We start from the raw sequence: 24,818 nt of genomic DNA on the forward strand, positions 1-24,818 counted from the left end.
TATGGGGCCGCCGGCGCGGGGGCTCGCCCGCGCCGCGACGTCTTGGGTCCGTCAGTTCGCCTCGCGCCGGACCTCGTTCGGCACCGGCTGCGGCGTGCCGGCGGGGGTCGGCAGGGCGACCGGGCGCAGGCCGATCAGCTCGGCGGTGCGGATCGCGCTGTCGCGCCAGAACTGGAACGAGTTGATGCGGCTGAGCTCGAGGATGGCGATCGCCACGGCGGCGAGGAACGGCAGGCTTTGCAGCACCAGCACGCCGGCGAAGACGTAGATCTCGGTGATCTGCCGGAAGCTGTTGGAGGCGACCAGCACGCCGGCGCCGATCAGGAGCAGGGTGCCGATCACGGCCTCCCAGAACGCCTGGAACTCGATCGACATCCGGCTAAGGCCGCCCTTGGAGGTGCGGGCAAAGGCGATGTGCTCGGTGATCAACCCTTGCGCCACCGCGCGCGACACCGTCCACTGCACGCTCATCGCCGCGATCATGGCGCCGAGCATCTGACCCGGCTTGATCGCGACGCGGGCGCGGTACATCGACAGGAAGTGCACCAGCGAGACGATGAAGGCGCCGATGATCGGCAGCGTCAGGATCTTGTCGGGAATGGCGATGTCGGCAAAGGCGACGATCGGCACCCAGACGAGGTTGAGCAGCGCCACGACGACGCCGAGGCTTTCGGCGCCCAGCCAGTTCAGCCAGCCGAGGCCGTATTCGCGCTTCTGGTCGGAGGTCAGCCGGCTCGCGCCCGGCAGGAAGCGGCGCCAGTGCTTCTTCACGATCTGGAGGCCGCCATAGGCCCAGCGATGGCGCTGCTTCTTGAAGGCCTCGTAGGTGTCGGGCAGCAGGCCCTGGCCGTAGCGGTGGTTGGTGTAGTGCGTGACCCAACCGAGCTCCTGGATCGCAAGGCCGAGATCGGAGTCCTCGCAGATCGTGTCGCTTGACCAGCCGCCGGCCATGTCCATCGCGGCGCGACGGATCAGGCACATCGTGCCGTGCACGATGACGGCATTGAGCTCGTTGCGCTGGACCATGCCGATGTCGAAGAAGCCGGCATATTCGCCGTTCATGATGTAGTGCATGATCGACAGGTCGCCGTCGCGATGCTCCTGCGGCGCCTGCACCAGGCCGACGCGCGGGTCGGCGAACGCCGGCACGAGGTCCTTCAGCCAGTCGGGCTCGACCACATAGTCGGCATCGAGGATGCCGATGATCTCGGCATCGACGGCGGTGCGGTCCATCGCGATCCGCAGCGCGCCGGCTTTGAAACCCTGCACCTTCTCAGCGTTGATGAACTTGAAGCGTTCACCGAGCGCGCGGCAATGGTCCTGGATCGGCTGCCAGAAGGCGGGATCGGGCGTGTTGTTGATGATGACGACGCATTCGTAGTTCGGATAGTTCAGCCGCGACAGCGCATCCAGCGTCTGCTTCAGCATGTCGACCGGCTCGAAGTATGCCGGGATGTGGATCGACACCTTCGGATAGTAGTTCTCCGGCACGTTCTCGACCGGCTTGCCCTTGGCGAGCAGCCGCTGCGGCGCGCGGCCGAAGGCGACCGCCGCGATCTCGTCGATGCGCGCCATCGCGATCAGCACCAGCGGAACAAGCAGGATCATGCCGAGCGTCAGCGCGAAGGCCGAGCCGAAGATGAAATAGTGGCTGTTCCAGAACGCGAACACGGTCGCCGTCCAGGCCCCGACGCCGTTGGCGGTCGCCGAGAGCAGGAAGGCCTGCTTCGCGGTCGGCTTTTCGAGCCGCAGGATCGGCAGCGACAGGAGGACGCCGACCAGGAGCGCGATTCCCATCAGCTTCCAGTAGTCGGGGTTCTCAACCGGACCGGTCCAGGCGAATTTCGGCTCGCGGCTGGCGTCGAGGATGCCCCAATACGGACCGACGCCGCCTTCGAAGAACTTCCAGGGCTGATCGATGGCCTCGACGATGTTGTATTCCATGCCGATGGCTTCGGCGCGGCTGACGAAGTTGCGCAGGGTCAGCGCCTGCTGGAACGGACCGGGGTCGGCGTTGCGTAAGTTGTAGCCCTGGCTCGGCCAGCCGAACTCGGCGATCACGATGCGCTTGCCGGGGAACAGGTTGCGCAGCAGGTTGTAGCGGTCGACGGCCTGGTCGACCGCCTGGTCCGAGCGGAAGTTTTCCCAATAGGGCAGCACGTGGGCGGCGATGAAATCGACGTTGGAGGCAAGGTCGGGATTGTCGCGCCAGATGTTCCAGATCTCGCCGGTCGTAACGGGCACGCGGACCGAGCCCTTGACCTTCTTGATCATGTCGATGAGGTCTTCGACCTTCTGCTCGCCGCGGTAGATCACCTCGTTGCCGACCACGACGCCGACGACGTTGCTGTTCTTGCGGGCAAGCTCGATGGCGGCCTTGATCTCGCGCTCGTTGCGATCCTTGTCCTTGTCGATCCAGGCGCCGACGGTGACCTTGAGGCCGAACTCGGCCGCGATCGGCGGCACCAGCTCCACGCCGCCCGTGGACGAATAGAGGCGGATCGCCCGCGTCATCGTCGACAGCGTCTTCAGGTCGGCGCGGATTTTCTCGACGCTCGGGATGTTGTCGATGTCGGGGTGGGCCGAGCCTTCGAACGGCGCGTAGGAGACGCTGGGCAACAGACCCCTGAAATCGGGAGCGGGTTCCTTGTCGCGCAAGACTCCCCAGAGCCCAGCATGAAGCGCGGAAACGAGCAACAGAACGGCGGCGACAACGCGCATCGCGGCTAAACCAAAAGGGGCTGAGGTGGCAGGGAAGCGGATCCGACCCCGAGATCCGACCGAGTCCGCGGCAAATGGAGCATACCTCTGCCGCGCGGTTTCACAACTGTCATGGGCTCATGTCCTTATGAGGGCATGGGCTTTTCGAGCAACGCGTGGCAGTGCCAACCGCTTCTATGGCCGATCGTTCCTGAACGAGAGCTGAAACGACCAGCAGCTATTTCTGGGGCGCCGGTGTCGGACTTGCCGCAGGCGAGGGGCTCGCGGCCGGCTGCGGGGCAGGCGCATTGCCGGCGGTCGGTGCTGCCGGCTGGGAGGCCGCGGCGGCTGCCTGCTGCGGCTGGGAGGCCGGGTTGATCCAGCAAGCATGGACACGGCTGTCCAGGGTCTCGGCGACCTTGGGATCGATCTGGCCGCCGAAGCGGGTCAGGCAGCGGAAAGCCGCCTGGATATGGCCGCCGGGGCAGCCGAAGCGGTCGTAGAGGTCGAGATGGCGGAATGCGGTATCGAGGTCATCCCGCCACATCAGTCGCACCACGCGCCGGCCGAGCCAGACGCATTCGGGATTGCCGGCCGGGCCGTTGATGACCTGGGCGGCTTCGGCAAACTCGTCGGTGCGGCGCTGGTTCTGGGCGGCGTCCTTGGCGGCGTCGGCGGGCTGGGCGGCGGCCTTGCCCTGGTCGGGGGCGGGCGTGCCGCTCTGGGCGGAGGCACCATTAAGGCCGGCCAGACCAAGAAGGGCGGAGACGGCCAAGGTGGCGGCGAACTGCCGCAGGACCGCATTTCGTGACTGACGCACCCGTTGCCGCATGAATTCCCCAACTTCTCCACTGACCGCCCGCGTCAGGATCCCGCGGACGCGTCCTGATGGCGTCCAAATGGGTCTCCAATACGGCGGAAAATTCCCGCCGAGTCCCATGACCTGTATTTCGAATTTTGTCCAGCAAAGTCACGATCCTAGGGCTCTGTCGAACGGCCGCAGGTAAATTCATTGGGGGAGCGGGGGATCCATCCGGAGTGCCCCCTTGGCAGACGGCGTGCGAGCAGGTAATCGACGGCCCTTCGCGGAGGACGGAACCGATTTCTCTTCGTACGCCACTGGCGCTTCTGCTCGTTTCACTGGGGGTGATTGCTGCCGTGTGGTGGTGGCTGGCCACGCCGATCACGCTCGCGCGCGCCCCGATCGATCCCGCCGACAAGGTTCAATGCGTCTCCTATGCGCCATTCCGCGGCGAGCAGTCGCCGCTGAACGCATGGACGCATATCGAGGCCGACCAGATCGAGCAGGATTTGCGCCAGCTCAAGGAGATCACCGACTGCGTCCGCACCTATTCCATGGAGAATGGGCTCGACCAGGTTCCGGCGATCGCCGCCAAGGTCGGCGGGCTGAAGGTGCTGCAGGGCATCTGGCTCTCCAGCAACCGCACCAAGAATTTCGAGCAGGCCGCGCTCGCCGTCCGCCTTTCGAAGGAATTCCCCGGCACCGTCACCAGCATCATCGTCGGCAACGAGGTGCTGCTGCGCGGCGAGATGACGACCGCCGACCTCGTCTCCATCATCCGCTCGGTGAAGGCGCAGGTCAGCGTCCCCGTCACCTATGCCGACGTCTGGGAATTCTGGCTGAAGAACCGCGAGGTCTATGACGCCGTCGACTTCGTCACCATCCACATCCTGCCCTATTGGGAGGATTTCCCGGTCAAGGCGAAATTCGCCGCCTCGCATGTCGAGGCGATCCGCGAGCGCATGGCGGTGGCATTCCCCGGCAAGGAGATCCTGATCGGCGAGACCGGCTGGCCGAGCGCGGGGCGCATGCGCGAGGGCGCGCTGCCGTCGCGCACCAACCAGGCGCGCGTGGTCTCGGAAATCCTGAGCCTTGCGAAGGCGCAGAAGTTTCGCGTCAACCTGATCGAGTCCTACGACCAGCCCTGGAAGCGCAAGCTCGAAGGCACCGTCGGCGGCTATTGGGGTCTCTATGATTCCGTGCGCCGGAACCTGAAATATCCGCCGGGGCAGCCGATCAGCAATTTCCCGTTCTGGAAATGGTACATGGGCGCCGGCATGGGTCTGTGCGTGCTGGTGTTCGCGGTGGCGCTGATTACGCTGCGCCGGCGGCCGTGGACGCCGCGCTTCTCGGCCTGGCTCGGTGTCGCCATCTCGGCGACGTCGGCCGGCATCCTGCTCGGCATCGGCGCCGACAAGATGTACTACGAGAGCTACGGCATCGGCGGCTGGCTGCTCTGGGGGGCGCTGCTGCTGGCCGGCATCCTGTCGCCGATCTTCTGCGCCCAGGCGATGGTGATCGGCCGCAGTCTTCCGACCTTCCTCGATCTGCTCGGCCCGCGCGAGGGCCGCAAATGGTCGAAGCTCACCGCAGTGCTCGGCCTGACGCTGGCGGTGACCGCGGTGATCGCGGCGCAGACCGCGCTCGGCTTCGTGTTCGATCCGCGCTACCACGACTTCCCCTACGCCTCGCTGACGATGGCGGTGGTGCCGTTCGCGCTATTGATGCTGAACCGGCCGCAGATCGGCCAGCGCCCGATCGCCGAAGCGGTGTTCGCCGGCGTGCTGACGCTGTCGGCGATCTACGTGCTGTTCAACGAGGGCCGCGACAACTGGCAGTCGCTGTGGACCTGCTCGATTTATCTTCTGTTCGCGCTCACGCTGTGGCGGGCGCGGGCCGAGCAAATCCAAGAATGAACAGGCCGATCGCAAGGCCCGACAGCACGACATTGTAGAGCACGATGCCAAGGCCGGCGGCGATGATGCCGACGGTCAGAAGCACGATCGACGGCCGCATCAGGTTGAGCGTCGCCACCACCAGCGCGACGATGCCGAACACCGAATTCTTGAACAGCACGGTCGACACCGCGCGCGCCTTGCAGATCAGCGTCTGCAGGCCGGCGTCGCAGGCGAGCCCGACGGTCGAGAGCTCGATGCCGAGATAGCGCAGATAAAGCGCATAGCCGACGGATGCGAAGCCGACGACGATCAGGAACTGCACCTGGTAGGGCGTGAGGCGGAAGGGCTTTTTTGTCATGGGCGCAATATGGTCGGGATGAAGGGAGGGGGCAACAGGGGAGGTGGAGGTTTTCGGCAAGTCTGCCTGAGAAAATCCGGAACAAAATTCGCGGTGCGAATCTGTTGCCGTCGCCAGCTCTTCGACTTTCTGCTTCCTGAGAGGGAGGCTCTTTACCGCCTGAAGAACGACGTCAGCGTCGATCCCGCCGACGCCGCCTCCGGCTTTGCCTGCGGCGCGGGCTGCTGCGGCGCCGGTGCAGGCGCGGGCTCCTCGCGCTTCGATGAGCGCTTGGAGGAGTAGCTGCGGCGGCGCTTGTCCGGTTTTGCAGTTGGCGCGGGCGCCGGCGCAGTCTCGGCTTGCGGCGCGGTGTCCTGCGTCTTCTCGGAGTTGTTCTCCTGAACCCGGTCCTGGGACTTCTCTTGACCCTTCTCTTGCGCCTTCTCCGAACTGCCACGCATCGACAGCCGCTGGCCGTCGAACACGGTGGTCTCGCAGTGACGGTTGCTCTCGGATAGCCCGGCGCAGAGCTTTGCGGCGGCGGCGGCATTGATCAGCGGGCCGGCCCCTAAGCGCAGCTGCATGCCGAGGCCGTTGCCGCCTTCCTTGATCATGATGATCGGACGCAGCGCTGCGACTTCCGGATTGGATTTGGTCAAGCCGCGCCAGAGCGCGCGCAGGCCGTCGATCGAGTTGGCCCCGCCGAGGTCGATCGCAAAGCGCGTCTGCTGGACCGCGATCGCCGGCGCCTCGCTTTCAGCGGCCTCCGGCGGCTTGGCCGGTGTGGCCGCGGCCACTTCGGTCGGGGCGGGCGGCGCCTCGGGCTTCTTCTCGGTTGCCTCGGGCTGAGCCAGTTTGGATGCGGCGGGATCGGGCGGCGCCATGATCGACTTGGACGACACCAGCGGAAGCATCGGCAGCGCCGAGGTCGTTGCCGGTGCTTGCGAGACCAGCGAGGCGGCAGCCGCGGTCTGCGGCGGCGGATTTGCCGGCTCCTTCGCTGCGTCCTTTGCGGGCTCCTTCGCCTGGTCCTTGGCAGCAGAGCGCGGCTTGTCGCTCGATGGCGCCGGCACCGAGGCCACCGGCCCGACGCTGGGCGCAGCCGCCGCGGGCTGTGCCTCAGGGGCCGGCGCGTCCTGCGGCTTCGCGCTCTGCCTGGCGATCGCGCCGGTGACGGAGTCGAGCCCTTGCTCCAGCACCGTGACGCGCGAATAGAGCCGGTCGCGATCGGTGTTCAGCGTCTCGATGGCGGCGGCGAGGCGGCGGGCCTCGTTCTGGCTTTCCTTGGTCAGCAGCTGCAGCCGGTCGGCCTGGCGCGCGAGATCGGCTGAGGCAACCTGGTCACGGCGCCAGCCGAGCTGGGCCTGGTTGGCCATCACGGCGACGACGACGGCGCCGACGGCAGCCGCGCCCCACGAGCCCAGCCGCCACATCATGCGGCGGTCGAACGCGCTTTCCTCGGCCAAAAGTCCGGAGAACAGCCCGCCGGTCTCCTTCGTGCCGAAGGCGTCCGCCAGTGGGTCGGAATCCTTTGCCATGAACGTTAAATGCCCAGCCCTGTCCGGCTTCCCCGAATCAATCAGGGAACATTAACAGGAAAACTCGGTCGCACTTGAATTCCGGGCGTTTGCGGGGGTAGCAAGGCGGCAGCTTACGAGGGCGGCCTGCCGCCTGCCGCGCCAATTGATTCGGCCGTATCTGACAGGATTGCGATGACCGCCCGTTCCAGCCTTACGATCGTGCTCGCCGCCGGTGAAGGCACGCGGATGCGATCGAGCCTGCCGAAGGTGCTGCATCCTGTCGCTCACCAGAGCCTGCTCGCCCATGTGCTCGCCGCCGCGCCGAAGGGAACCGGCACCTCGCTCGCCGTCGTGATCGGTCCGGACCATCAGGCGGTGGCGGATGAGGCGAAGCGCATCCGCCCCGACGCGCTCACCTTCGTGCAGGGCGAACGCCTCGGCACTGCGCATGCGGTGCTGGCGGCACGCGAGGCCATCGCGCGCGGCGCGGATGATCTGTTGATCGCGTTCGGCGACACGCCGCTGATCTCGGCCGAGACCTTTGCGCGGCTGCGTGCGCCGCTCGCGAAGGGTGCCGCGATCGCCGCGCTCGGTTTTCGCGCCGCCGATCCCACCGGCTATGGCCGCTTCATCGTCGAGGGCGACCGCCTGGTCGCAATCCGCGAGCAGGCCGATGCCAGCGAAGCCGAGCGCAAGATCGATCTGTGCAATGCCGGCGTCATGGCGATCGACGGACGCCGTGCGCTCGACATCCTCGAGAAGATCGGCAATGGCAATTCCAAGGGCGAATATTATCTGACGGACGCGGTTGAAATCGTCCGCAAGCAGGGATGGGAGTCCGTGGTGATCGAAACCAGCGAGGACGAAGTGCGCGGCATCAACACCAAGGCGCAGCTCGCCGAGGCCGAAGCCGTGATGCAGGCGCGTTTGCGCAAGGCTGCGATGGAGGCCGGTGTCACGCTGATCGCGCCGGAGACAGTTTATCTCTCCGCCGACACCGTGTTCGGCAAGGACGTAACCATCGAGCCGTTCGTCGTGATCGGCCCGGGCGTGTCGATCGCCGACGGCAGCGTGATCCATTCCTTCTCGCACATCGTCGAGACCACGCTCGGCAAGAAAGTCTCGATCGGCCCCTATGCGCGGCTTCGTCCCGGCACCTCGCTCGGCGACGGTGCGCGCATCGGCAATTTCGTGGAGACCAAGGCCGCGACGCTCGAGGCCGGCGTCAAGGTCAACCATCTCTCCTACATTGGCGATGCCACCGTCGGCGCCAATTCCAACATCGGCGCCGGCACCATCACCTGCAACTACGACGGCTTCAAGAAGCACAAGACCATCATCGGGCAGGGCGCCTTCGTCGGCACCAACTCCTCGCTGGTCGCGCCGGTCAGAATCGGCAACGGCGCCTATATCGGCTCCGGCTCGGTGATCACGAAGGACGTGCCCGACGACGCCATGGCGCTGGAGCGCAACCAGCAGACCATCCGGGAAGGCGGCGCGGCGCGCTATCGCGAGATGAAGACGGGCGGCAAGAAGCCGGAGAAATAGGACGCGCTATTCGTCGTCGGCGAATTCGGAGAAGATCGCGCGGGTCAGGCGCCAGCCGCGCGGCTTGGCGCGCTTGGCCGGTTCGCCTTGCTTATGCTTGATGAAGACGGGCTTGCTTTCCTTGCCGCGCTGGGGCGGCGGCCAATGGGCGAGGTTCGTGCCCGAGGTCTCGCTGGCACGCAGATACAACGACGACAGACCTTTGCGGTCGGATGAGCCTTTCATGGCCTTGTTCTCCTGGCCGGAATCGTTGGTCAAACGTGTTGACAACAAGTTAACGTCCGGGATTAAAGGCCGGCCACATCGACGCAGGCTTGGCGTGTTGCAGGCGAACGCTGTCTCAATCAGCAATAATTATTGAGTATATGGTTCCCTCGGAATTTCGCTAAAAACTGAGCGCGTCGTTTTGGCGATTTTTCGACGATTTGGGGGATATTGATCCGCATGTGCGGGATTGTCGGCATTCTCGGGCGCGAACCGGTTGCAGAGCAATTGGTGGATTCGCTCAAACGTCTTGAATATCGCGGCTACGACTCCGCGGGCGTCGCCACGCTCGAAGGCAAGCATCTCGAGCGCCGCCGCGCCGAGGGCAAGCTGAAGAATCTAGAGAAGCGGCTGGAAGCCGAACCGCTCAAGGGCACGACCGGCATCGGCCACACCCGCTGGGCCACCCACGGCAAGCCGACCGTCAACAACGCCCATCCGCATGCGACCGAACGCGTCGCCGTGGTCCACAACGGTATCATCGAGAATTTCCGCGAGCTGCGCGAGGAGCTCGAGAAGAAGGGAACGGTGTTCCACACCGAGACCGACACCGAGATCGTGCTGCATCTCGTCGACGATCTCCTGACGCGCGGCAACAAGCCGGTGGAAGCGGTGAAGCTGGCGCTGGGACGCCTGCGCGGCGCCTTCGCGCTCGGCTTCATCTTCGCCGGCGACGACGACCTCATGATCGGCGCCCGCAACGGCCCGCCGCTCGCGATCGGCTATGGCGACGGCGAGATGTATCTCGGCTCCGACGCCATCGCGCTCGGTCCGTTCACCGACACGATCAGCTATCTCGAGGACGGCGACTGGGCCGTGCTGACCCGCAAGAGCGCCACCATCTTCGACAAGGACGGTCACGCCGTCCAGCGCGAGAAGATCAGGCACGCCGCTTCGACCTCGCTGGTCGACAAGGCCAACTACCGCCACTTCATGGCCAAGGAAATCCACGAGCAGCCGGAGGTGGTCGGCCACACGCTGGCGCGCTATGTCGACATGGCGACCGAGCGCGTCTCGCTGCCGGTCAAGCTGCCGTTCGACTTCAAGACCATCCAGCGCATCAACATCACGGCCTGCGGCACAGCGAGCTATGCCGGTTTCGTCGCAAAGTACTGGTTCGAGCGCTTTGCGCGCGTGCCGGTCGAGGTCGACGTCGCCTCCGAATTCCGCTACCGCGAGGCGCCGCTGCGCAAGGGCGATCTCGCCATCTTCATCTCGCAGTCGGGCGAGACCGCCGACACGCTGGCGGCGCTGCGCTACGCCAAGGCCGAGGGTGTGCACACGATCGCCGTCGTCAACGTGCCGACCTCGACCATCGCGCGCGAGAGCGAGACCGTGCTGCAGACGCTGGCCGGCCCGGAGATCGGCGTCGCCTCGACCAAGGCCTTCACCTGCCAGCTCATGGTGCTGGCGAACCTCGCCATCGCCGCCGGCAAGGCCAGAGGCGTATTGTCCGACGAGGACGAGACCAAGCTGGTCCATGGCCTCGTCGAGGTCCCGCGTTTGATGTCGGATGCCCTCACCACCGAGCTGCAGATCGAGAAGCTCTCGCGCGAAATCGCGAAGTCGCGCGACGTGCTTTACCTGGGCCGCGGCACCAGCTTCCCGCTCGCGCTGGAAGGCGCGCTGAAGCTGAAGGAGATCTCCTATATCCACGCCGAGGGCTACGCCGCCGGCGAGCTCAAGCACGGCCCGATCGCGCTGATCGACGAGACCATGCCGGTCGTCGTCATCGCGCCCTATGACCGGGTGTTCGAGAAGACCGTCTCGAACATGCAGGAGGTCGCCGCCCGCGGCGGCAGGATCATCCTGATGACCGACGCCAAGGGCGCGGAGGAGGCGACTGTCGAATCGCTCGTCACCATCATCATGCCCGACATGGCGGCGGCGTTCACGCCGATGGTCTATGCCGTCCCGGTGCAGCTGCTCGCCTATCATACGGCTGTCATCATGGGCACCGACGTCGATCAGCCGCGCAATCTCGCGAAATCGGTGACCGTGGAATAGGCAGAAGGGATCGGGGCTGCACTCTTCCAAAACCTGCTAGAAGACCCTAGCTTGAGTGCAGCGACTGACCTGGAACCCGAATGACCACCCGCGACGACGTCCCCGCGCCGCTTGATCCCGCTCCGGAACCGCATACCGGCCTGATGGGCCGCTTTCGCAACTATTTTCTGACCGGCCTCGTGGTGACGGGGCCGATCGCGATCACCCTCTATCTGGTCTGGTGGTTCGTCACCTGGGTCGACGGCGTGGTGCGGCCGTTCGTGCCGCTGGCCTATCGGCCCGAAACCTATCTGCCCTACGGCGTCCCCGGCTGGGGACTGATTGTCGCATTCTTCACGCTGACGCTGGTCGGCTTCCTCGCGGCGAACCTGATCGGCCGGACGCTGGTCGATGTCGGGGAGACCTTCCTCGGCCGTATCCCGGCGGTGCGCGCCATCTATCGCGGCCTGAAGCAGGTGTTCGAGACGCTGTTCTCGGGCAAGGGCTCGAGCTTCCGGAAAGTCGGCCTCGTCGAGTTTCCATCGCCGGGCATGTGGTCGATCGTACTGATCTCGCAATCGCCGAGCGAGGACATCGCCCGCAGCCTGCCGGGGCAGGAAGAGCATGTCTCGGTGTTCCTGCCGTGCTCGCCGAACCCGACCACCGGCTTCTTCTTCTACGTGCCCAAGAGCAAGATCATCGAGGTCGACCTCAGCGCCGAGGACGCCGCAACGCTGATCATGTCGGCCGGCGTGGTGCAGCCGGGCTCGGCGCCCGACCCGAAGAAGGCGGCCGCGCTCGCGGGCATGGCCAATGCCGCGCGCATTGCCAACGCTTCGACGCTCAAGCCTCAGCCTGCGAAGGTGGAGTAGGGCCATTCCGCTGCGGGATGGCCGCGTTCACGCAAGCACTCGCATCCTCTGCTAGTCTTCCGGTCGAGTTGAGCGTCTCGCTCGCAATTCGACCTGGAGTGCACGATGTCCAAAACGATCGCGATCCTCGCACCCGGCGCCATGGGCAGCGCCGTGGCCCGCCGCCTCGGCGAAAACGGCGCGCGGGTGCTGACCTCCTTGAAAAGCCGCAGCGAGGCGACGCTGAAACGGGCTGCCGACGCCGGCATGATCGGCGCCGAGGACGAGGCGATTGCCGACGCCGACATCATCCTCTCGATTGTGCCGCCGGGCGAAGCCGTCGCGCTCGCCGAACGCCTGGCCGCGTTGATCGTCCGGCGTGCGAAGAAGCCGGTCGTGATCGATTGCAACGCGGTCAATGTCGACACCGTGCAACGGATCGAAGAGATCATCGGCTCGGCCCAGGCGCCCTTCGTCGACGGCGGCATCATCGGCTTTCCGCCGCAACCCGGTGGCAAGAGCCCGGCCTTCTACATGTCCGGCGAGCACGCGAAGGACGTCTTGGTGCTCAGGGATCTCGGCCTCGACGTGCGGATCGTCGAAGGCCCGGTCGGTGCCGCCTCCGCGCTGAAAATGTCCTACGCCGGCATCGTCAAGGGCCTCGCCGGCATCGGCTCGGCCATGGTGGTGGCGGCGACGAAAGCGGGCGCGGCCGATGCGCTGCGCGACGAGCTGGCGCTGAGCCAGCCTGCGATCCTCGCGCGGCTCGAAGTGGCGCTGCCCGATATGATTCCAAAAGCGTATCGCTGGGTCGCGGAGATGCGGGAGATTTCCGGCTTCCTCGGAGCTGATCACCCGGCCAGCCAGATCTACGAGGGTTTTGCACGCTGGTTCGAGCACCTCGCGGAGGATGCGAATGGCGAGTCTGTGGATGCCGCGCTGATGAAGGCCTTCGCTGCAAGCATCGCGCAGAAGAAGGCCTAGTCGTCCGGAGCTGCCGAAACCGACTCCGGAAAGCCCTGGATGTCCCGGTCGTCTCAAGCGTACAACGTGTGCCGAGCTCCACCCACATCGTCATTGCGAGCGAAGCAATCCAGAATCTTTCCGCGAAGGGACTCTGGATTGCTTCGCTTCGCTCGCAATGACGGAGACGTCGCGATCCCCATCTGTTAGTATTCTGCGAAAGCAGGCGCATGGGAGTTCGAATGAGAGTGGTTGTCATCGGCGCGGGGGCGCTCGGCGGCTATTACGGAGCTTGCCTCGTCCGAGCGGGCCGCGACGTGACCTTTCTGGTGCGCGAGAAGCGGGCCGAGCAATTGCGGCGGGATGGACTACAGGTCGTAAGCCCGCACGGCGACTTCGCCGTGCAGCCGAAGATCGTTCTGGCCAGCGATCTCAAGGAGCCGTTCGACGTCGTGCTCGTCGGCGTGAAGGCCTACTCGCTCGACGACGCCGTGAGCCAGTTTGCGCCCGCCGTCGGCCCCAACACGATGATTCTTCCCATCCTGAACGGATTGAAACATCTCGATGCCCTGGCCGCGAGGTTCGGCGCGGCGCACGTCCTCGGCGGGCTCGCGAATGTCAGTGCCGGGCTCGATGCGGATGGCCGTGTCGTCCAGTTCATGGCCAATCAGACCATCGTCTTCGGCGAGATCGAGGGTTCGCTCAGCGAGCGTGCGCTCGCCCTGGAAAAGCTGCTCCAGGTCCCCGGCATCGACGTGCGCGCCAGCGAAGCGATCATGCAGGACATGTGGGAGAAATTCGTCCAGCTCAGCACGCTCGCCGGCATCACCTGCCTGATGCGCGCGAGCATCGGAGACATCCTGGCCGTGCCCAACGGCGAGCAGTCGATTTTCCGCCTGTTTGCGGAATGCTGCACTGTTGCGACGGCTTCAGGCTTCGGGCCGCGTGCGCCGTTCATCGAGTTCGACCGAAAACTGTTCACCACCCTCGACTCGCCGCTGAAGGCCTCGATGCTGCGCGACATCGAGCGCGGCTCGATCACCGAGGCGGAGCATATCCTCGGTGACATGGCCAATCGCGCCCGCACGCTCGGCATCGACACGCCGTTGCTGGATCTCGCCCGCGCGCATGTGGCGGCGTACGAGATCGGGCGGCGAAGGGCAGGGGGCTAACCCGCGCCGATCAGCGGGATCGCCTCGTCGCGCTCATACAGATACAGCAGGCACCGTAGCGCCTCGCCACGCTCGCCCTTCAGCTTCGGATCGTCCTTGAGGATGCGCAGCGCCTCGTCTCTAGCCTGGGTGATGAGCTGGTCGTGCACCTCCGAGCGCGCGATGCGATAGCCGGGCAGGCCGCTCTGGCGTACCCCTAATACGTCGCCTTCGCCGCGCAGCTTCAAATCCTCCTCGGCGATGCGGAAGCCGTCGGTGGTCTCGCGGATCACTTTCAGCCGTGCCTTCGACATCTCGCCGAGCGGCTCGCCATAGAGCAGGATGCAGGTCGAGGCTTCCGAGCCGCGTCCGATGCGGCCGCGCAGCTGGTGCAGCTGGGCAAGGCCGAACCGTTCGGCGTTCTCGATCACCATGATGGTTGCGGCGGGGACGTCGACGCCGACCTCGACCACGGTGGTCGCGACAAGCAGCCCGACCTCGTGGGCGGCGAACCGGCCCATCACGCGGTCCTTCTCGGTGCCCTTCATCTGGCCGTGGACGAGGCCGACGCGGTCGCCAAAGCGTTTCTGCAGGCTCTCGAACCGCTTGGTCGCGTTGGTCAGGTGCTCGGTGCCCTCGGCCTCGGATTCCTCGACCAGCGGGCAGATCCAATAGACCAGCTTGCCGGCTTCGAGTGCGCGGCCGACACCTTCCATGACCTCGCTGATCCGGCTCATCGGCACCGCGCGGGTGTCGATCGGCTGCCGGCCGGCCGGCTTCTCGCGCAGCTCGCTGATATCCATGTCGCCGAAATAGGTCAGCACCAGCGTGCGCGGAATCGGTGTTGCGCTCAGCACCAGCACGTCGACGGCTTCGCCCTTGGACGTCAGCGCGAGGCGCTCGCGGACGCCAAAGCGATGCTGCTCGTCGACGATGGCGAGCGCGAGGTCCCTGAAGATCACGTCGTCCTGGATCAGCGCATGGGTGCCGACGAGCAGATCGATCTCGCCTTCGGCGAGCTGGGCGATGATCTCGCGCCGCTCCTTGCCTTTTTCGCGGCCGGTGAGGATTGCGACGCGCAGGCCGGCGCGTTCGGCGAGCGGCGCAATGGTCTTGATGTGCTGACGTGCCAGGATTTCGGTCGGCGCCATCAGCGCGGCCTGCTTGCCGACTTCGGCCACCGCGGCGGCCGCGAGCAGCGCCACGACCGTTTTGCCCGAGCCGACGTCGCCCTGAAGCAGGCGCAGCATGCGCACCGGCTGCTTCAGGTCCTCGGCGATGGCGGCCGCGGCGCTGCGCTGGGAGGGTGTGAGCGCGTAAGGAAGGGCGTCGATGATCTCATTGCGCAGGTGCCCGTCGCCGGCATTGCGCACGCCGGCCGGCCGGCGCAGCTGCGCGCGGATCAGGGCGAGTGCGAGCTGGCCGGCCAGAAGCTCGTCGAAGGCGAGGCGCGACCAGAACGGCTGGTCGGGCAGGATGTCCGTGAGCTCGACCGGCTGGTGCACGCGGGTGAGGGCCTCAGCGATTGGCGGGAAGTGGCAGCGGCGCAGCACCTCGGGGCTGATCCATTCCGGCAATGCGGGGAGCTTCTGCAGCGCCTGCGCGATCGCGCGGCGGAGCGAGCCGAGCGCGAGGCCTTCCGTCAGCGGGTAGATCGGGTCGATGCCGGAGAGCTTTGAGATCGCCTCCTCGTCGAGGACGCGGTCGGGATGCACGATCTGCGGAATGCCGTCATACATCTGCAGCGTGCCGGAGACGTAGCGCTTCTCGCCCATCGGCAGCAGCTTCTCGACATAGCCGGGCTTGGCGCGAAAAAACGTCAGCACGACATCGCCGGTATCGTCGCTGGCATAGACCAGATACGGCGCGCGCGAATTGCGCGGCGGGGGCGGGCGGTGGCGATCGACGGTGACCTCCAGCGTCACCATGGTTCCAACGGCCGCATCGCGGATCTTCGGCCGGGCGCGGCGGTCGATGACCTGGCTCGGCAGATGCAGCAGCAGATCGACCAGTCGCGGCGTCTCGCTCCGGCTGAGCAGATATTGCAGCAGCTTGTCCTGCTTCGGACCGACGCCGGGCAGGCTGGTCACGGGAGCAAACAGCGGATTGAGCAGGCTGGGGCGCATTGGCGAAAACTAGAACTGTTCGTGACCGTGATGGCCAGTTTTGTGCGGGACGTCCACGGCTTTATTCCGTCCCGGCCATGATGGGGCCGCCTGGACCGGCAGAACGCTGCCGATCCAGGTTTGGCGACGCTATGCGGCTCGAAACGCGGCGCCTTTGAACCGCTTGACCGGCCGGCCGCGCTCGAGCTGATCGTGTGCCGCGTGGGTCTCGTTCCGGGCGGCGATCGCGGCCAGTTCGCCTTGCAGCCTGAGCAGGGCCGCCAGCCGCTCCAGTGCCAGCGCCTTGTTCCGATGTTGCGAACGTTCTTCGCGCGCCACGACCGCAAGCCCGCTTGGAACGTGGACGGCCCGCACGGCGCTTTCGGTCTTGTTCTGATGCTGGCCGCCCGGGCCACCGGCCCGGAAGGCTTCAAAGCGAACATCCTGGGCGCTGATGGCTTTCGGCGCGTCGGGCAGCGCTGGAAGCTCGAAAACGCCGATGAACCAGTTCTTTCGCTTGTGATGCGGCCTGAGCGGGCTTTGCGCCGTCCATTGGACCGCACCAATCCACGGGCGCGCAAAGGCGGCTGCGCCATCGCCATGGACGACAACGAGCGCTGATGCCGGACCGTGCTTGTCGGGACTGGGTCCTTCAAGATGGTCGGTGTCGAATCCAAGCGAGGTCGCTTCGGCGACGAGAGCTGCAACTGCATTGGCGACCGCGATCCGGCATTCCGCCGGGCCGCGTCCGCTGGTGAACAGAAGCCGGATCATCGGCGATCCTCCTTCCAGCTCTTGTCGCGCTTGCCGCTCGCGGCGGCGCTGGACTGGGCCTTCTTGAAGGTCAGCAGCGGCCGGAAGGTGGCCACCACGCGCGCGAGGCCGAACTCCACGAGGTCGGCGATGACGCGCTCGATGCTCTTGTAGGCGTCCGGCGCTTCCTCCGCGAGCAGGCCGCGATCTCCGCAGACGACGATGCCGCCGAACGGATTGCGTTCCAGCCTTGCGATGTCGGACCGCTTGACCCGGACGCGACCGTGCATGGACGCACGGTCGTACTTGCGGCCTGCTCCGTGCGCGAGCGATGCGAGCGCTTCGGCCTGCATGTCCGCCAGAGGCTCGACCAGGTACGACAGCGTTCCGCGCGATCCTGGCACCGGCACCAGTCCGCGATCCGCGGCAGCCGCTCCCTTGCGATGCAGTGCCAGGACATCACCCGTTGCGGCACGCCGATACTCGACCATGTTGTGCGCGAGGTCGCTCACCGCACGCAGGCCGGCGCGCGCCGCCGCGGCGGTCCGCTCGGCGATGATGCGGCGATTGAGCTTCGCCCATCGCACGGCGTGATCATGTTCTGCCAGATAGGCCTCTCCTTCGTCGCTGCCGATGGAAAGGGGGGCCTGTTCGCCCCGCAAAGCCCGCTCCAGGATCGAGAAGCCAAGGCCTCGCGAGCCGGAATGAACCAGGACGTACGCGAGGCTCCGGTCGAGGCCAGCTCTCGCGGCTGCCTCCGGCGCAAGGATTTCGTCGATGGCTTGCAGCTCGCAGAAATGATTGCCGCCGCCGATGCTGCCGAGCGCGGCATCGAAGGTGGTGGTCCCGAGGTCTGCATCGGCCAGCGCGTTTTCCACGTCGCCATTCCAGGGGTGGTCGAGCGCGTGCATGCGTTCGGCAAGATGATCGAGCCGCAGCTTGCGCGCCGCGATGTCCAGTTCGAACAGGCCCATGCCGCAGCCGATGTCGGAGCCGACCAGTTGCGGGTGAATCCGGTCTGACAGAATGGCGCAGCCGACCGGACCATATTTGCCCGGATGAAGATCAGGCATGGCGGCAACCGCCCGGACTCCAGGCAGCCCAGCGACGTGTTCAAGTTGAAGCGTTGCGTTGCCTTCGATCCACGTTTTGGACGAGGCGAAGATGTGGATCGGCGCGCGGCCGTCCACGTTGGGAAAAGTGCCCATTAAAAAGCTTTCAGAAGGTAGGGATGTCGACACGCGCAGGGACGCGCGTGGTTTCCCTAACGGCGCGGCCAACGCACGCGCAGTTTAGGCGATGCCCTCGACGGGGCGGCGAGACATGATCGTCATCGAGCCTTCTCCCTGATGGTCGCACGAATAGGGGCGACGGAACCGGCAAGACACATAGCGGCGAAATCGAAAAGCCGCAAGTCACGGGTCAAATCACAGGTGATGACGCTGGCCGGGTGGAGTCCGGCTGGAGGCGGAGCACGCCTGATCGGGCCTGCAAGCCACACCCCTTATTTTTGCACGGACTGGCGCGGGGAATGCTGCTGACTTTCCAAGGCGCAGGGCCTATATCAGCCCCGCCCGGCACGTCCGGGCTTTCTGCGTTTGACTGGATTTGAGACATGACGGGAACGACACGATCGAGCAGCGGGCTGGATGACCGCCGCAAGCGGCTTCTGTTCCGCTGCTGGCACCGCGGCACGCGCGAGATGGACCTGATCCTCGGCCGCTTCGCGGATGCCGAGATCGGCAACCTGTCCGACGCCGAGCTTGATCAGCTCGAGGCCCTGCTCGAGGTCAACGACCCCGATCTCTATGCCGCCATCACCGGCGACAAGGTGCTGCCGGCCGACGTTACCGGCGCGCTGTTTTCCCGCATCAAGGCGTTTCCGATCGCGGACGGCAACGCATGAAGCAGGGGATGAAATCTCCGGCCGAGCTGCTCACGCCCGGCCGCGCGCTGACGCTCGCCAATGTCGCGGAGGGCGCGGAAGGCCTCGTCGTCTCCGATCTCGCCCGTGCCATCGCGGCGCGGCCGAAGAAGCCGGCCGTCAGCCTCGCCGTGGTCTGCCGCGACGGCGGGCGCATGCAGCAGCTCGAACGCGCGCTGCGGTTCTTCGCGCCCGATCTGCCGGTGCTGACCTTTCCGGCCTGGGACTGTCAGCCCTATGACCGCGTCTCGCCGCATGGCGGCATTCTCGCGCAGCGCCTGACCACGCTGGCGCGGCTCGCCTCGCTCACCGGCAGCGACAAGCCGCTGATCGTGCTGACCACGGTGAACGCGGTGGTGCAGCGCGTGCCCGCGCGCGAGCTCGTCGCCGCGCAGGCGCTGTCCGTTGCCCCGGGCAATGTCGTGCCGATGGACACCGTCGTCGCCTGGCTCGAGCACAACGGCTACAACCGCTCCTCCACCGTGCGCGAGCCCGGCGAATACGCCGTGCGCGGCGGCATTCTGGACCTGTTTCCGGCCGGCCTCGAGCAGCCGGTCCGCTTCGACTTCTTCGGCGACAGCCTGGAATCGATCCGCTCCTTCGATGCCGAGACCCAGCGCACGCTGCTCGACATGCGCTCGCTTGACCTCGTGCCGGTCTCCGAATTCCAGCTCGTCACCGACACCATTCGCCGTTTCCGCATGGGCTACGTCGCCGAGTTCGGCGCGCCCGAGCGCGACGATGCGCTGTACGAGGCGGTCAGCGAGGGCCGCCGCCATCCCGGCATGGAGCACTGGCTGCCGCTGTTCCAGGACCGGATGGACACGCTGTTCGATTATCTGCAAGGGGCCGCCGTTGCGATCGAGCCGCAGGCCGAGGATGCAATCCGCGAGCGCTTCAAGCAGATCCAGGACTATTACGAGGCCCGCCGCGACGCCATGGAGCATCCCGGCGGTGGCGCTATTTACAAGCCGCTGCCGCCGGACCGGCTCTATTTGACCGACGAGGAGTGGACCAAGCGCGAAAGCGGGATGCCGCTGGTGCGGTTGACGCAGTTCTCGGTCCCGGCGGACGGGACGAGTGTCGTCGATGCCGGCGCGCGCAAGGGCCGCGACTTCGCGCCGGAACGCAATGACACCACCGTCAACGTGTTCGAGTCCGTCGTCAGCCACGTCATGGCGCTGCAAGCCCAGCGCAAGAAGGTCGTGATCGCGCTCTGGACGGAAGGCTCGCGCGATCGCATGACCTCGATGCTGCGCGACCACAAGCTTGCCCATACCACCAGCGTCAACAGCTGGCGGACGGTGCAGGCGACCCCGCGCAACGAGACCATGCTCGCCGTGCTCGGCCTGGAGAGTGGTTTCGAGACCGACGAGATCGCGCTCATCAGCGAGCAGGACATTCTGGGCGACCGCCTGGTGCGGCCCCGCAAGGCGAGCCGCAAGCTCGACAATTTCATCTCGGAGGTGACGAGCCTTGCCGCCGGCGACATCGTCGTCCATGTCGAGCACGGCATCGGCCGCTTCATCGGCCTGCAGACCCTCGATGTAGCCGGCGCGCCGCATGACTGCCTCGAGCTGCATTATGCCGCCGAGACCAAGCTGTTTCTGCCGGTCGAGAACATCGAGCTGCTGTCGCGCTACGGCTCGGACCAGACCACGGTCGAGCTCGATCGTCTCGGCGGCTCCGGCTGGCAGACGCGCAAGGCGAAGCTCAAGAACCGCATTCGCGAGATCGCGGGCGAGCTGATCAAGATCGCTGCCGCGCGCCATCTGCACGAGGCGCCAAAGCTGCCGGTGCAGCAGGGCCTCTATGACGAGTTCTGCGCGCGGTTCCCCTATGATGAGACCGAGGACCAGTTAGGGGCCATCGAATCCACCCTGAAAGACCTGGAGCTCGGTCGTCCGATGGATCGGCTGATCTGCGGCGACGTCGGCTTCGGCAAGACGGAGGTGGCGCTGCGCGCGGCGTTTGCCGTTGCGCTCGAAGGCAAGCAGGTTGCGGTCGTGGTGCCGACCACGCTGCTCGCGCGCCAGCACGCAAAAACCTTCACCGAGCGCTTCAAGGGCTTTCCGGTGAACGTGGCGCAGGCCTCGCGCCTGGTCGCGACCAAGGAGCTGAACCAGGTCAAGAAGGGCATCGCCGACGGCTCCGTCGATATCGTCGTCGGCACCCACGCGCTGCTCGGCAAGGCCATCAAATTCCGCGACCTCGGCCTCGTCATCGTCGACGAGGAGCAGCATTTCGGGGTCACCCACAAGGAGCGGCTGAAGGCGCTTCGTTCCGAGGTGCATGTGCTGACGCTGTCGGCGACGCCGATCCCGCGCACGCTGCAGCTGGCGCTGACCGGCGTCCGCGAGCTCTCGATCATCGCGTCGCCTCCGGTCGATCGCCTCGCGGTGCGCACCTTCGTTGCCCCGCACGATCCGCTGATGATCCGCGAGGCGCTCTTGCGCGAGCGCTATCGCGGCGGCCAGGCGTTCTACGTGGTGCCGCGCATCGACGATCTAGCCGAGGTCAAGGACTTCCTCGACAAGAACGTGCCGGAGATGAAGGTCGCTGTCGCGCACGGCCAGATGCCGCCTGCCGTGATCGAGGACATCATGACCGCGTTCTATGACGGCAAGTTCGACATCCTGCTATCGACCACCATCGTGGAGTCCGGTCTCGACATCCCCAACGCCAACACGCTGATCGTGCACCGCGCCGACATGTTCGGCCTTGCTCAGCTCTATCAGCTTCGCGGCCGCGTCGGCCGTTCGAAGCTGCGGGCCTATGCGCTGTTCACGCTGCCGGCGCAGCAGAAGATCACGGCGCAGGCCGAGCGCCGGCTCACCGTGCTGCAATCGCTGGAGACGCTGGGCGCGGGCTTCCAGCTCGCCTCACACGACCTCGACATCCGCGGCGCCGGCAATCTGCTCGGCGAGGAACAGTCCGGCCACATCAAGGAGGTCGGCTTCGAGCTCTACCAGTCGATGCTGGAGGAGGCGATCGTCAACCTCAAGGCCGGCGTCTCCGAGCCCGCCGCCGACCGCTGGTCGCCGTCGATCACCATCGGTATGCCGGTGCTCATCCCCGAGGATTACGTCAGCGACCTCTCGGTGCGGCTGTCGCTGTATCGGCGGCTGGCCGATCTCGACACCGAGGAGGAGATCGAGAATTTTGGCGCGGAGATGCGCGACCGTTTCGGCGTGCTGCCGGACGAAGTGCGCTACCTCTTCAAGGTCGCTGCGATCAAGGCGTTCTGCCGCAGGGCCAATGTCGAGAAGATCGACGCCGGCCCGAAGGGCGCCGTCATCGTCTTCCGCGACAATTCCTTCGCCTATCCCGATCGCCTCGTCACCTTCATCCGCAGCTACGGCCAGGCCGCCAAGGTGCGGCCCGACATGAAGGTGGTGTTCCTGCAGGAGTGGGAGACGCCGGAAGATCGTCTCGCCGGCACCACCGAGATCATGCGCCAGCTGGCGCAACTGGCGGAGAGCAAGAAGGCGGCGTAGCGGCGAAGCGAGATCTCGTAGGGTGGGCAAAGCGACTTGTCCGCCGTAGCTCGAAGAGAAGGCGGACGCGTGCCCACCGCTTCCGTCATGGCGGAGAGATGGTGGGCACGGCGCTACGCGCCTTTGCCCACCCTACGGTGCTTCTGCTCGCCGCTGCCCTGCGTCCCCCGTCAGAGGACCACGTCCCGGTTGACGTTCTTGTACAGAAGATAGACCGCGCGGCTCGAACCGGTGGGATAGAATTGTTGCGGACAGAACGATCCCATCCAGATGAAGTCATCAACCCAGATTTCGTGCCAGCTATCGCCGAGATAGTACAGGCCTTGCCCCTCCAGCATGAACAACCCGTGTTCCATGATATGGGTCTCGACGGCTGGAAAGCAGACGCCGGGTTGGAAGAACATCAGGTTCATCTCGAAGTCGAACCGCAGGTCGCCCATCGGCAGCAGGTGCTTGAAGCCGCGCCCCTCCAATCCGGTATGGTTCGTGATCGGCATCGATTGTTGCTGACCGATGATTGCCGTCGGTGACGCGATGCCGTCAGCCGTTTCATACCGCTTCTTGACGGCGAGAACGCGGGCGGCAGCACCGGGATGGCAGCTCATCGTGAAGGACGTGCTGGCCGGAACATAGGCAAACGCGCCTGCTGTCAGCGAGGTCGGGGCTTCGCTGCCTATGCTGATGTCGACGGCCCCCGCCACGACGTAGAAGAAGTGCTGAACATCCACGCAGATCGGCTGCGCCGTGCCGCCCGAGGGCTCGATCTCCAGCATGAACTGGGCAAAATCGGCTCCGAGGCTCGGCGCCGCCAGAAAACGCACGGTTGTTGACGCCCACGCCGGCAGCCGGCTCTTCAAGACGCCTTCAGGCGGCATGAACGCGAAATTGCGGCCGACGACAGCACGGCTGTGACCGATCGCGCCGGGACGAACGACGCCGGGTTGGACAGGCAGATCGGTGGGATGCATCTCAGAGTCCTCGGCCAACGCGCAACAGCGCGTCGCTGCAAAGCGTCGGCGCAAGACCGGGGCGTTGCGACGTGGATGATGTCGTTCTGCCGGCTCGTTCAATTTGATAGATGAGAGCGAGATGCACTGCAACGGCAGTGCCGTAGGGTGGGCAAAGGCGCTCTTGCGCCGTGCCACCATTTTTCCAGAACGAGGGATGTGGTGGGCACGCTTCCGCCTTCGCTCTTCGAGCTACGGCGGACAAGTCGCTTTGCCCACCCTACGGCAGCGGGGGCGTGACTACGACGCCGCCCTTGATGCGTCCGCCGACAGCCGCGCCAGCAGCGACCTTGCCGTGTCCGACGGCGACAGCGAGTCCACGCTGACCACGGGATCGCTGCGCATCTCGTGCTTGCCGTTGGACGTGTGCCGCATCACTGCGGACAGCCGGCGCGCGATCATGTGCGCGGTGCGGAAGTCGGTCTCCGCGAACACGACGATGACCGAGCCGTCCTTCTGCGCCGCGCCAAAATCCATCTGCCGCATCAGACGGCTGAGAATGCGCGCGGCATCGAGCTGGGCGCGGGGATTGTTGGGATCGAAGGCGAAGCGCGCCACCGACAGGCCGCCGCCGCGGGCCAGCGTCTGCTCGACCGCCTTGGCAAAATCGCGGGCGAAGGCTTCCGTGGTGAGCAGACCGCTGCGCGGATCGAGCCAGCCGCCGGCATCGATCGAGCGCAGCGTGCGGCTCAGCTGCGCCTCCATTGCGTGCTGGCGGATCAGCGGCAGCGCGTTGGCGGCGATCCTCGTCGGCTCGCCCGCGATGAGCTCGAGATTGGGCAGGTCGTAGCTCTGCACGAGCTGGTGCGCGGTGACGACCACGGGCAGGGTGCGGAAGCGGGTGTCCTCGGCGAGCACGGTGAGGAAGGCATCGGTCACGCGTGCGGTGAAGCCTTCGGCGAGCACGACGCCGTCGATATCGCGGGTGTTGAGATGTTTCGCCGCGGCCTCGATCGAGAGCGCGCCGACCACGCCGACGCGCTCGCCGAGTGCGACGGAGAGGGCCGGATAGGCGGCGCCGCGGCCGATCAGCAGCACGGTGGCATCGCGCGAGGGGTCGCCCTCGGGCAGCACGACCTTGGCCTCTGGCAGCCGGCGCAGCACGGTCGAATGCAGGGTGCGGACGCGTAGCGCGGCACGCAGCCTTGCGCTCAGACGTTCGGGATGGCCGTCGCGCGAGGCGAAGGGCAGGGCGTTGTGCGGCAGCGTGCCCGTCGCATCCAGGGCCACGAAGGGAAGGTAGGGCGATTGGTCGGCGATCTTCCTGGCGAGCAGCGCCAGATGCGGCTCATGTCCGCTGTGCATCGCGGCGAGCACCGCGGCCGGCTGCACCTGCTCGACCGCGCGTGTCGCGCTGGCCCAGTCGGTGTCGACCACGGGGAAGAGCCGGGCTTCGTCCAGCGCCGCAACGACGGCGGGGCGCTCGGCATTGGACACAAACAGGATCGGGCCCGCCTGGGACATCGAAAAACTCTGATCACGCAACAGGTGCCGCGCAATCTAGTTTGGCCG

18 protein-coding genes are annotated in these 24,818 nt (G+C 66.0%); 8 read left to right on the forward strand and 10 right to left on the reverse strand.

All coding sequences use genetic code 11. The annotated features are described in order from the left end of the window. Positions 1 to 51 precede the first annotated feature (51 nt). On the reverse strand, positions 52 to 2,721 hold the full coding sequence (locus XH79_RS06535) for a glycosyltransferase (RefSeq protein WP_212336306.1): 2,670 nt from the start codon (positions 2,719 to 2,721) through the stop codon (positions 52 to 54). Positions 2,722 to 2,938: 217 nt separating this feature from the next. Beyond that, positions 2,939 to 3,532 (reverse strand): beta-1-3, beta-1-6-glucan biosynthesis protein, encoded by a 594-nt coding sequence (locus XH79_RS06540; protein ID WP_212336308.1) that lies wholly within the window; start codon positions 3,530 to 3,532, stop codon positions 2,939 to 2,941. Positions 3,533 to 3,858: 326 nt separating this feature from the next. On the opposite strand from XH79_RS06540, the gene XH79_RS06545 reads away from it, so the two are divergent. Continuing rightward, complete coding sequence (locus XH79_RS06545) at positions 3,859 to 5,418, forward strand: glycoside hydrolase family 17 protein (RefSeq protein WP_271581102.1); 1,560 nt, start codon at positions 3,859 to 3,861, stop codon at positions 5,416 to 5,418. On the opposite strand, the gene XH79_RS06550 is transcribed toward XH79_RS06545, so the two are convergent. Beyond that, positions 5,378 to 5,758, reverse strand: coding sequence for a hypothetical protein (locus XH79_RS06550; RefSeq protein WP_080138510.1), 381 nt, complete (start codon positions 5,756 to 5,758; stop codon positions 5,378 to 5,380). The two genes, XH79_RS06545 and XH79_RS06550, sit on opposite strands and share 41 nt — an antisense overlap. 152 nt (positions 5,759 to 5,910) lie before the next feature. Next, on the reverse strand, positions 5,911 to 7,275 hold the full coding sequence (locus XH79_RS06555; protein WP_271581103.1) for a hypothetical protein: 1,365 nt from the start codon (positions 7,273 to 7,275) through the stop codon (positions 5,911 to 5,913). Between the two features lie 174 nt (positions 7,276 to 7,449). Here XH79_RS06555 and glmU point away from each other — a divergent pair, with 174 nt between their 5' ends. Beyond that, on the forward strand, positions 7,450 to 8,805 hold the full coding sequence (gene glmU, locus XH79_RS06560) for a bifunctional UDP-N-acetylglucosamine diphosphorylase/glucosamine-1-phosphate N-acetyltransferase GlmU (RefSeq protein WP_271581104.1): 1,356 nt from the start codon (positions 7,450 to 7,452) through the stop codon (positions 8,803 to 8,805). Positions 8,806 to 8,811: 6 nt separating this feature from the next. On the opposite strand, the gene XH79_RS06565 is transcribed toward glmU, so the two are convergent. Then, positions 8,812 to 9,030, reverse strand: coding sequence for a hypothetical protein (locus XH79_RS06565; RefSeq protein WP_212336313.1), 219 nt, complete (start codon positions 9,028 to 9,030; stop codon positions 8,812 to 8,814). Between the two features lie 219 nt (positions 9,031 to 9,249). On the opposite strand from XH79_RS06565, the gene glmS reads away from it, so the two are divergent. The 4 genes from glmS to panE all read left to right on the forward strand — a co-directional run bounded on the left by glmS (position 9,250) and on the right by panE (position 14,041). Beyond that, entirely contained in the window at positions 9,250 to 11,076 is a 1,827-nt protein-coding gene (glmS, locus tag XH79_RS06570) for a glutamine--fructose-6-phosphate transaminase (isomerizing) (protein ID WP_271581105.1), read from the forward strand. A gap of 80 nt (positions 11,077 to 11,156) precedes the next feature. Beyond that, complete coding sequence (locus XH79_RS06575) at positions 11,157 to 11,927, forward strand: DUF502 domain-containing protein (RefSeq protein ID WP_271581106.1); 771 nt, start codon at positions 11,157 to 11,159, stop codon at positions 11,925 to 11,927. Between the two features lie 105 nt (positions 11,928 to 12,032). Next, entirely contained in the window at positions 12,033 to 12,890 is an 858-nt protein-coding gene (locus tag XH79_RS06580; RefSeq protein WP_271581107.1) for an NAD(P)-dependent oxidoreductase, read from the forward strand. 221 nt (positions 12,891 to 13,111) lie between these two features. Then, complete coding sequence (gene panE / locus XH79_RS06585; protein WP_271581108.1) at positions 13,112 to 14,041, forward strand: 2-dehydropantoate 2-reductase; 930 nt, start codon at positions 13,112 to 13,114, stop codon at positions 14,039 to 14,041. On the opposite strand, the gene recG is transcribed toward panE, so the two are convergent. The 3 genes from recG to XH79_RS06600 form a co-directional block, all read right to left on the reverse strand. Next, positions 14,038 to 16,146: an ATP-dependent DNA helicase RecG gene (recG, locus tag XH79_RS06590; protein WP_271581109.1), complete on the reverse strand. Its 2,109-nt coding sequence runs from the start codon at positions 16,144 to 16,146 to the stop codon at positions 14,038 to 14,040. The two genes, panE and recG, sit on opposite strands and share 4 nt — an antisense overlap. 129 nt (positions 16,147 to 16,275) lie before the next feature. After that, positions 16,276 to 16,899, reverse strand: a complete 624-nt coding sequence (prfH, locus tag XH79_RS06595; protein WP_212336323.1) for a peptide chain release factor H — start codon at positions 16,897 to 16,899, stop codon at positions 16,276 to 16,278. Continuing rightward, on the reverse strand, positions 16,896 to 18,086 hold the full coding sequence (locus XH79_RS06600; RefSeq protein ID WP_271581110.1) for an RNA ligase RtcB family protein: 1,191 nt from the start codon (positions 18,084 to 18,086) through the stop codon (positions 16,896 to 16,898). Before XH79_RS06600 ends, prfH begins: the two co-directional genes overlap by 4 nt. A 407-nt stretch (positions 18,087 to 18,493) precedes the next feature. On the opposite strand from XH79_RS06600, the gene XH79_RS06605 reads away from it, so the two are divergent. Beyond that, entirely contained in the window at positions 18,494 to 18,784 is a 291-nt protein-coding gene (locus XH79_RS06605; protein ID WP_271581111.1) for an FAD assembly factor SdhE, read from the forward strand. Continuing rightward, positions 18,781 to 22,299, forward strand: a complete 3,519-nt coding sequence (mfd, locus tag XH79_RS06610; protein ID WP_271581112.1) for a transcription-repair coupling factor — start codon at positions 18,781 to 18,783, stop codon at positions 22,297 to 22,299. Before XH79_RS06605 ends, mfd begins: the two co-directional genes overlap by 4 nt. 170 nt (positions 22,300 to 22,469) lie before the next feature. Here mfd and allE read toward each other — a convergent pair whose 3' ends face one another. Next, entirely contained in the window at positions 22,470 to 23,267 is a 798-nt protein-coding gene (allE, locus tag XH79_RS06615) for a (S)-ureidoglycine aminohydrolase (protein ID WP_271581113.1), read from the reverse strand. Positions 23,268 to 23,546: 279 nt separating this feature from the next. Next, positions 23,547 to 24,770, reverse strand: coding sequence for a GGDEF domain-containing protein (locus tag XH79_RS06620; protein WP_271581114.1), 1,224 nt, complete (start codon positions 24,768 to 24,770; stop codon positions 23,547 to 23,549). Positions 24,771 to 24,818: the final 48 nt, after the last annotated feature.

The sequence above is a fragment of the Bradyrhizobium sp. CCBAU 45389 genome, from assembly GCF_028128625.1.
Taxonomy (GTDB): Bacteria; Pseudomonadota; Alphaproteobacteria; order Rhizobiales; family Xanthobacteraceae; genus Bradyrhizobium; species Bradyrhizobium liaoningense_B.

Coding starts and splice junctions, on each gene's coding strand:
- recG (WP_271581109.1), bottom strand. CDS start 16,146: ATGCGCCCCAGCCTGCTCAATCCGCTGTTTGCTCCCGTGACCAGCCTG.
- mfd (WP_271581112.1), top strand. CDS start 18,781: ATGAAGCAGGGGATGAAATCTCCGGCCGAGCTGCTCACGCCCGGCCGC.
- XH79_RS06565 (WP_212336313.1), bottom strand. CDS start 9,030: ATGAAAGGCTCATCCGACCGCAAAGGTCTGTCGTCGTTGTATCTGCGT.
- XH79_RS06600 (WP_271581110.1), bottom strand. CDS start 18,086: ATGGGCACTTTTCCCAACGTGGACGGCCGCGCGCCGATCCACATCTTC.
- XH79_RS06575 (WP_271581106.1), top strand. CDS start 11,157: ATGACCACCCGCGACGACGTCCCCGCGCCGCTTGATCCCGCTCCGGAA.
- prfH (WP_212336323.1), bottom strand. CDS start 16,899: ATGATCCGGCTTCTGTTCACCAGCGGACGCGGCCCGGCGGAATGCCGG.
- panE (WP_271581108.1), top strand. CDS start 13,112: ATGAGAGTGGTTGTCATCGGCGCGGGGGCGCTCGGCGGCTATTACGGA.
- XH79_RS06550 (WP_080138510.1), bottom strand. CDS start 5,758: ATGACAAAAAAGCCCTTCCGCCTCACGCCCTACCAGGTGCAGTTCCTG.
- XH79_RS06580 (WP_271581107.1), top strand. CDS start 12,033: ATGTCCAAAACGATCGCGATCCTCGCACCCGGCGCCATGGGCAGCGCC.
- glmS (WP_271581105.1), top strand. CDS start 9,250: ATGTGCGGGATTGTCGGCATTCTCGGGCGCGAACCGGTTGCAGAGCAA.
- glmU (WP_271581104.1), top strand. CDS start 7,450: ATGACCGCCCGTTCCAGCCTTACGATCGTGCTCGCCGCCGGTGAAGGC.
- XH79_RS06535 (WP_212336306.1), bottom strand. CDS start 2,721: ATGCGCGTTGTCGCCGCCGTTCTGTTGCTCGTTTCCGCGCTTCATGCT.
- XH79_RS06620 (WP_271581114.1), bottom strand. CDS start 24,770: ATGTCCCAGGCGGGCCCGATCCTGTTTGTGTCCAATGCCGAGCGCCCC.
- XH79_RS06555 (WP_271581103.1), bottom strand. CDS start 7,275: ATGGCAAAGGATTCCGACCCACTGGCGGACGCCTTCGGCACGAAGGAG.
- XH79_RS06540 (WP_212336308.1), bottom strand. CDS start 3,532: ATGCGGCAACGGGTGCGTCAGTCACGAAATGCGGTCCTGCGGCAGTTC.
- allE (WP_271581113.1), bottom strand. CDS start 23,267: ATGCATCCCACCGATCTGCCTGTCCAACCCGGCGTCGTTCGTCCCGGC.
- XH79_RS06605 (WP_271581111.1), top strand. CDS start 18,494: ATGACGGGAACGACACGATCGAGCAGCGGGCTGGATGACCGCCGCAAG.